General features: G+C 68.2%; 8 protein-coding genes. 5 read left to right on the top strand and 3 right to left on the bottom strand.

What is annotated here, in order from left to right; genetic code table 11:
• Positions 1–168 precede the first annotated feature (168 nt).
• Positions 169–834: a hypothetical protein gene (locus ACIQMX_RS41610; protein ID WP_402486738.1), complete on the top strand. Its 666-nt coding sequence runs from the start codon at positions 169–171 to the stop codon at positions 832–834.
• Positions 835–840: 6 nt separating this feature from the next.
• Here the strand turns inward: ACIQMX_RS41610 and ACIQMX_RS41605 are convergent, their stop codons facing one another.
• The gene (locus ACIQMX_RS41605) at positions 841–1,122 is read right to left on the bottom strand and encodes a hypothetical protein (RefSeq protein ID WP_402486735.1); all 282 of its coding nucleotides are present in this window, start codon (positions 1,120–1,122) and stop codon (positions 841–843) included.
• Positions 1,119–1,430, bottom strand: a complete 312-nt coding sequence (locus tag ACIQMX_RS41600; protein ID WP_402486732.1) for a hypothetical protein — start codon at positions 1,428–1,430, stop codon at positions 1,119–1,121. Before ACIQMX_RS41600 ends, ACIQMX_RS41605 begins: the two co-directional genes overlap by 4 nt.
• Before the next feature lie 212 nt (positions 1,431–1,642).
• Here ACIQMX_RS41600 and ACIQMX_RS41595 point away from each other — a divergent pair, with 212 nt between their 5' ends.
• The 4 genes from ACIQMX_RS41595 to ACIQMX_RS41580 all read left to right on the top strand — a co-directional run bounded on the left by ACIQMX_RS41595 (position 1,643) and on the right by ACIQMX_RS41580 (position 4,500).
• Positions 1,643–1,921: a transporter gene (locus ACIQMX_RS41595; protein ID WP_402486729.1), complete on the top strand. Its 279-nt coding sequence runs from the start codon at positions 1,643–1,645 to the stop codon at positions 1,919–1,921.
• Positions 1,922–2,645: 724 nt separating this feature from the next.
• On the top strand, positions 2,646–3,740 hold the full coding sequence (locus tag ACIQMX_RS41590) for a hypothetical protein (RefSeq protein WP_402486727.1): 1,095 nt from the start codon (positions 2,646–2,648) through the stop codon (positions 3,738–3,740).
• Positions 3,741–3,862: 122 nt separating this feature from the next.
• Complete coding sequence (locus tag ACIQMX_RS41585; RefSeq protein WP_402486724.1) at positions 3,863–4,240, top strand: hypothetical protein; 378 nt, start codon at positions 3,863–3,865, stop codon at positions 4,238–4,240.
• Complete coding sequence (locus tag ACIQMX_RS41580) at positions 4,237–4,500, top strand: hypothetical protein (protein ID WP_402486721.1); 264 nt, start codon at positions 4,237–4,239, stop codon at positions 4,498–4,500. The genes ACIQMX_RS41585 and ACIQMX_RS41580 overlap by 4 nt, the downstream gene beginning before the upstream one ends.
• Here the strand turns inward: ACIQMX_RS41580 and ACIQMX_RS41575 are convergent.
• Positions 4,491–5,369: a GNAT family N-acetyltransferase gene (locus tag ACIQMX_RS41575; protein ID WP_402486718.1), complete on the bottom strand. Its 879-nt coding sequence runs from the start codon at positions 5,367–5,369 to the stop codon at positions 4,491–4,493. The two genes, ACIQMX_RS41580 and ACIQMX_RS41575, sit on opposite strands and share 10 nt — an antisense overlap.
• Positions 5,370–6,000: the final 631 nt, after the last annotated feature.

The following is a 6,000-nucleotide window of genomic DNA, read 5'->3' as shown; positions in this document are numbered from 1 at the left end:
CCTCATGACCCGCCGCCTCACCCACGAGACCACCCTCAACTGGCGCGACACCTAGACCAAATGAAACAGACATCGGAGAACGAAACGCTCACTAAGTAGCGCACTCCTCTGTCACGCGCGGTCTGTAAGGCACGAGGGCCACCCGGCCCCGAAACGGAGGCATGGACGATGGAAGAGCAGAACATTCGCACGGTAGGCGTCGATAAGATCGCCGTAGGACTGGCCCAGCGGCCCGGGACGGAGCCGCCCTGCGCGGACGGGGCGGACGTGCAGCGCCGCGGAGAGATGGTGTGCGCCGCGGTGGTCGACGGGGCCGGTCATCACCCGGAGGTGGTCCGGTACGCGGCGATCACCCCGGCGGTGATCACCCACATCGGAGCCGCGGTGGGCGGGCTGGCCGGCCTCATGACGGCCGGGCAGATGGCCGCGGCCTACGACCGGCCTCCGCATGCGTCCGCGGTCTTCGCCTGCGTGCAGCCGGGACAGTCGGCCAGCATCCACTGGATCGGTGACTGTAGGGCGTACGGGTGGGACGGGTTCTCACTCACGCAGTGGTCGACCGACCAGACGATGGGGACTTGGCTCCGGTGGAACGGAGGAGCGGCCGTGGAACTCGACGCCGTCAAGCACGACAACTGGTCGAGGCTCGGGCTGGCCCAGGCCGGGGCGGCGACGTGGCGGCAGGTTCAGGTCCCCGCGGAGGTCCCGCTGGTGCTGCTGATGTCCGATGGGATCTCCGACCAGGTGTCCCTGGATGTACTGGCTCAGCTGTACGCACGCGGACGACCCGCAGCTGCTCGTGGACGCCATGGTCACGGCGGCCAAGGAGGATGAGAGCGGTTATCGCGATGATGCCACCGTGGTCGTCCTGAGCCGGACGCAGGGCGTCCGGGGCACGGTGCGGTGAGGCAGGGGCGGGTCACCGCTTCCGGCCGTCGTGTTCGCTGCGGTCCGGCGGTGGGTGAGACGCTCCACCAGGGCGAGCAGCATCAGTAGAACGACAGCTCCGAGGAGCATGGCCGTCCACCCGATGGCCCAGGACGTGCTCCGGGTACGGATCACGGTCGGAGTGAGCACGACCATGACGGCGACCATGCCGCACGGCAGGATCCACCGTGTCACGGCCGGGTGCCCAGCGTGACGTCGCCGAGCTCATGCCGGTCGTCGACGTCGTTGTCCGGGTGATGCGGGTGGTCCTGCCACTGCGCAGCCACATCCATGAGGTGGTGGAGAAGACTCTCGGCCATGACGACGTCGCCGGCGTGTCCGGCCTCGGCCAGGGCCTGCTCCAGTTCATGGGCGGCGAGCCAGTCGGCCTCGTACTCCTCGCGGCCAGCGGGGTGACGCTCGCGGCGCCGCTCGTCGAGACGGTCCACGATGAACTGATAGACACGTACGCCGGACTGCGGGATCTGGGACTGTACGGACATGCGAGGTGGCTTTCCTTCGGAGTCGAGACGGCCGACCTGCTGCCGGATCGGCCCACCGGCGGCTGAGCGTCGGGACATCATGAGCGAATCGTCGCAGGCTCCAGGCGCGGGATGCCACTCGTCCATCCCAGCGGCCACCGAGCTTCTCTAGGGTCCGAACCGAGACGCTCCATAGTATTGCTTAATTAGATTTACTCACGTAGGCTTGAAGCATGCAGAAGTCCAGGCAGACCACCGGGGACCCCTTCGGGGCTCCCGCCCCCGACGACCCGGCTGTCGCTCGGATCCGCGCACTCTCCGAACGCCGCGAGGCGCAGGGCCGCCCGCTGACCTACGAGCACCTTCCCGAGATCCTGAACGGATCCCGCCCACCCTGCTCCACGGATCTGGCATGCATCGCAGACGAAGCGGAGATCTATGTGCACCTCCTGCTGGGCACGCACCCGCGAAGGATCGTACTCACGTACGCAGACCTCTGGATGGCTCGTTGACCACGACGCCCCGGGGGTTCATACGGAACTCACTCCCGAAAGAATCGTGGGGGCGGGACGGTGCATTCACCACCAGAGAGTGAGACTCGCCGAATGGTGCGGGCTCCACATCCGCCGAACGGAACGCACCAGCGGCGCGGCGTATTAACGGCCCATCGCTAGAAAAGCCCGAATCGGGAAGACGATTGCTGACTATGAGGAAGCCGTGAATCTGAGCTGTATTTTGTACACCTTGAAAGGAAACTTCATCGACGCCTCAGTCACAAAAGTGAGCGAAGAGGACGCGTATCGGACCGCCGGCTGGTGGGCCTTTCAGGGTTACGAGCTGGAACGCCTCTGTCTGCGGACCCGTAACGACGACAGCGATCTCCGCCTGATGATTGCACGTGAGCGTGGTCGCGTTGTGGCTGTTCTCAGCGTGGTACGACCGGGGGCGCGAGAGCTGGGTTTCTGCTGACCTTTCCCATGGCGCACCCGGATTGGCGAGTCAGGATCACCTGCACTCGGCCACCCCCCTCAGGAGCAGTCGGGGGCTCGACGCCACTCCGCCGCGACACAACAGCAAACGCACATTGCTTAATTGGATTTATAGCGGTAGTGTGTGGGTAGCACTTCGGAGATACGGGGCCGCCGACAGACCATGCGGTCGCCCCTGCCGAGCTCCGTATCCCCCGCGCCCAACCTGGCCGCCTCGCTGCGCCGAGGGCCGCCCACAGGAGTTGTCGTGACCAAGACGATGCCCGTCGCCCCGCTTCCCGCACCGCCGCCCACCAGCATCGGGCTCGCCCGCCACGCCGAGCGCATGCGTTCGCGACTCGCCGACTTCTGGGGCAAGCCGGTTCGCGGTGTGCCGCACGGAATGGACCTGTTCCAGGCCATGCACGTCACCGGCAGCGGCCACGAGCCGTCCCCCAGCATTCTGGGCTCCTACCGCACTGCTTGCCACACCTTCGCAGCTGCCTACCGGACCAGCGACGTGTGGGTCGCTCCCCACAGCATGGCCGAGCGCATCACCGAGCACCCCTTGGTGATCAACGACAGCGTCGTCGCTGGCAACCTCGAAGACCCCGCTCCGGCGCGCGACGGCCTCATCTACTTCCCCACCCCGCTCCTTCTCGGCGGCCTTCACCCGCTCTACGGCATCGCGTGGCACATGGAAGGCACCGGCGACGAGCTCGCCGTCGACATCGAGACCATCACCGCCACCCGCCTGGCCCCGTCCCGCTTTCCGCCCCTGCTCGCCGCCTCCGTACAACTGCCCCGCGGCCCCTACTGCCCCAACAGCGTGATCACCCTCCGCCAAGGGGCACTCTGCGGCTACAGCGACTACCGGCTCTTCGGCGCGCCCGACCCGGCCAGCGGCCTGGCGCTCCTCCTCGCCTTCTGGGATCTGCGCCGTCCCACCGAAGCACCGGACGCGCACACCTCCCCCGACGAGGATCTTGTGAGCGTCCCCCCGGACGACAGCACCAGCCGCAGCCGAAAGAACGGGCGCGGCCGTCGGGCCGCCCGTAAGCGCCACATCCGAGTCATCCGCGAGCCCGTTCACACTCACGTCGTCGGCGAGCAGGCGGCCCGGACCTCCTCCGACGGCTCCGGGCCGTCCTGGAGGGACGACACGCTCCGCTGGGAGGTCAGCGAAAGGCATCAGAACCGCTGCCCCAATCCCCACCAGCACCGCGCCATCATCGAAGCGGGCGGCGAGTGCAAGCCCATCCGCGTTCCGGTGGCTGCGCACTTCAACGGCCCTCGGGGGCGCGACGTCGATCCCCGCCGAGCGGTGCGGGTCGTTCCCGAGCGTCACAACCCCCGCCCCTGACCGCCGCCCCGCCGTTCCGTTCCCTATGGGGAACGGAACGGCGGCAAACACACCGTAGCAATGTTTCATAATTGGATTTACTTTAGAAGGTTCGGCGGCCGCAGCACGCCGATCCCGGAGGCATGATGCTCGTCCAGCAGTACGTGTTCGTGGACCTCGACGCCGCAGCACTCCTAACGCCCGCTCAAGTGGAGACCTACCTGGTGAACCGGGGCTGGGCGAGAGCGGAGACCGAGCCACCCGGTGGACAGATCTGGATCCGCCCCGATGACGAACCCCTCTCTCCGCACCTCACGGTCCTCCCGGAGTACAAGCCCCACCTCGTCTGGCCGGGGTACGTGAGATCCCTGACCAGCACTCGCTTCCGCGACTACGCCGGCCGCGTCTGCGAACTGCTCCTGACGCTGGCCTTGTTCGAGCACCGGCTCGTCTCGGACGTGCTCGCCGACGTCCGCGCCCTTCCCGATCAAGCCGCAACCCCAGAAGGAACGCCCTCGTGAACCCCGATGCGATGCTCGTGACCAGCGCCTGCTGGTCCTGCGGCGCCCTCACAACCATGTGTGTCCAGTGCGCCACCGTCGTGGAGATCGACTCCGCGACCGGCCAGCCGGTCCCTTCCCGTACGCCTACCTCCCGGCAACGGCTCGTCTGCTCGGACTGCGTGAGCGCCGCCAACGACCGCGCCCGTGAGCATGGTGGCCCGATCATCCTGACCGAGGCCGAGCGGCACGCCGGCCACCAGGACCGCCTCTACATCTGACGAGCCGCGCGCCGCCCCCTGACCGCGTCGAAGAGCGACAGCACCTGCGGCTCGTCGGCGCAGCTCTCCTCGAGCCCGCAGCTCGTCAACCAGGCGATCCACGCACCGTCAGGGGCGCGGCCGAGGTGGGGCCGAGGGAGGTGTCCATCGGTGCGGGCGCAGATGCGGCCGTAGGCGCCGTGCCGGTCAGGGCAGCGCTGCAACAGATCACCCAGAGGCAGCGCCGTCAGATCCGCCGGGACCTCTCGCCCCATCGGGGTCGCACGCTCCTGTGCGCCACGGCGCCTCTCGGCGGCGTCCACGCGCGCGGCGATCAGCCGGGCCCAGCGCAGGTCGTTGTCCTCCTGGTCGCCGGCGGGGGTGTAGAGACACTGAGCTTGGCCGTGCTCCTCGAACTCGTCGACGAGCATCATGCCGATCGACTCCAGCAGGCGGCGCGATCCGGTGTTCGTCGCCTGGGTGACCGCGACCACGGGACCGCCCTCGGGTGAAGCAGCAGTCCACCAGCTGACGGCCGCGGCGACCGCCTCACGCCCCAGCCCTGTCCCCCACGCGGACGGGAGCAATTGGTAGGAGATCTCGGCGGCTCCTTCACACCGGCGGTCGGGGCCGATGGTCACCAGCCCGACGGCATGGTCGTCGGCCATCCGGACGACGGTCCAGGCGCCTGGTGTCGCGGGGTACGCGGCCTGCCGCGCGGCGACGCGCTTATGCGAAACCGAGCCGCCGAGATGGGCGCGGACCGCAGAGTCGGTCAGCAGCTCGAGCACGAGGGACGCGTCATCACCGGTCACCGGCCGCAGGTGAAGGCGCTGGGTACGAAGCTCGGTCGGCCATGCGTGCTCCAGAGCAACGTCGACGGAAATCATGGGATCAGCCTGCCAGGTGGGGGTCTGGCAGCGGGGCGTCTGTCGGGACACCACCCGAGCAGGTGACCTCGGTGGCCACGATGCTTTGGATTTGAGACGACCGACTCGACGCGAGGGGCAATCCCCCGCCCCGGTAGACCGGCACATCGAGCGCCCAGGCGCGACAGGGCATGCGGCACGGCAGTGAGCCCTTCGACCGCGTCACCCACGCCTGAGCGAGAGTCCGGTCGAAGAGAGCACCGTCGGCTTCCACGCCGACGCCGAGCAGTGCCGAAATGGAGATTTCAGTGAAGCGTTCCTGGCGCGACGTGGCCATGCCACCGTCCGTTGCCCAGTTGCCCCGCAACAGCGCCGGGCGGCCAGTACCCGGCAACATCGCCTGGCACGACGAGGACGACGAGGGTTCGATCCTCGTGACCTCCAACGGCGAGCTGGGGGGCCACGTCACCTGTCCGTGCACACCGGGGCGCGGAACCCCGGCGTTCGGCGAGCAATGCCCGGTTCGCCAGCGCGAGTTCATGGTCCGCCGCCTGTGCGGCCTGTGCACGAGGGCCATCGACACCACAGAGCAGCTGGCGTTCGTCGGCGAGACGGCCGCCCGGTACTACCTGGAGCCGCCGCTGCATCAGGA

The sequence above is a fragment of the Streptomyces sp. NPDC091416 genome (assembly GCF_044756845.1).
Lineage (GTDB): Bacteria > Actinomycetota > Actinomycetes > Streptomycetales > Streptomycetaceae > Streptomyces.
Note: the sequence above shows the minus strand (reverse complement) of the source record. Positions and strands in the feature narration are given on the sequence as shown.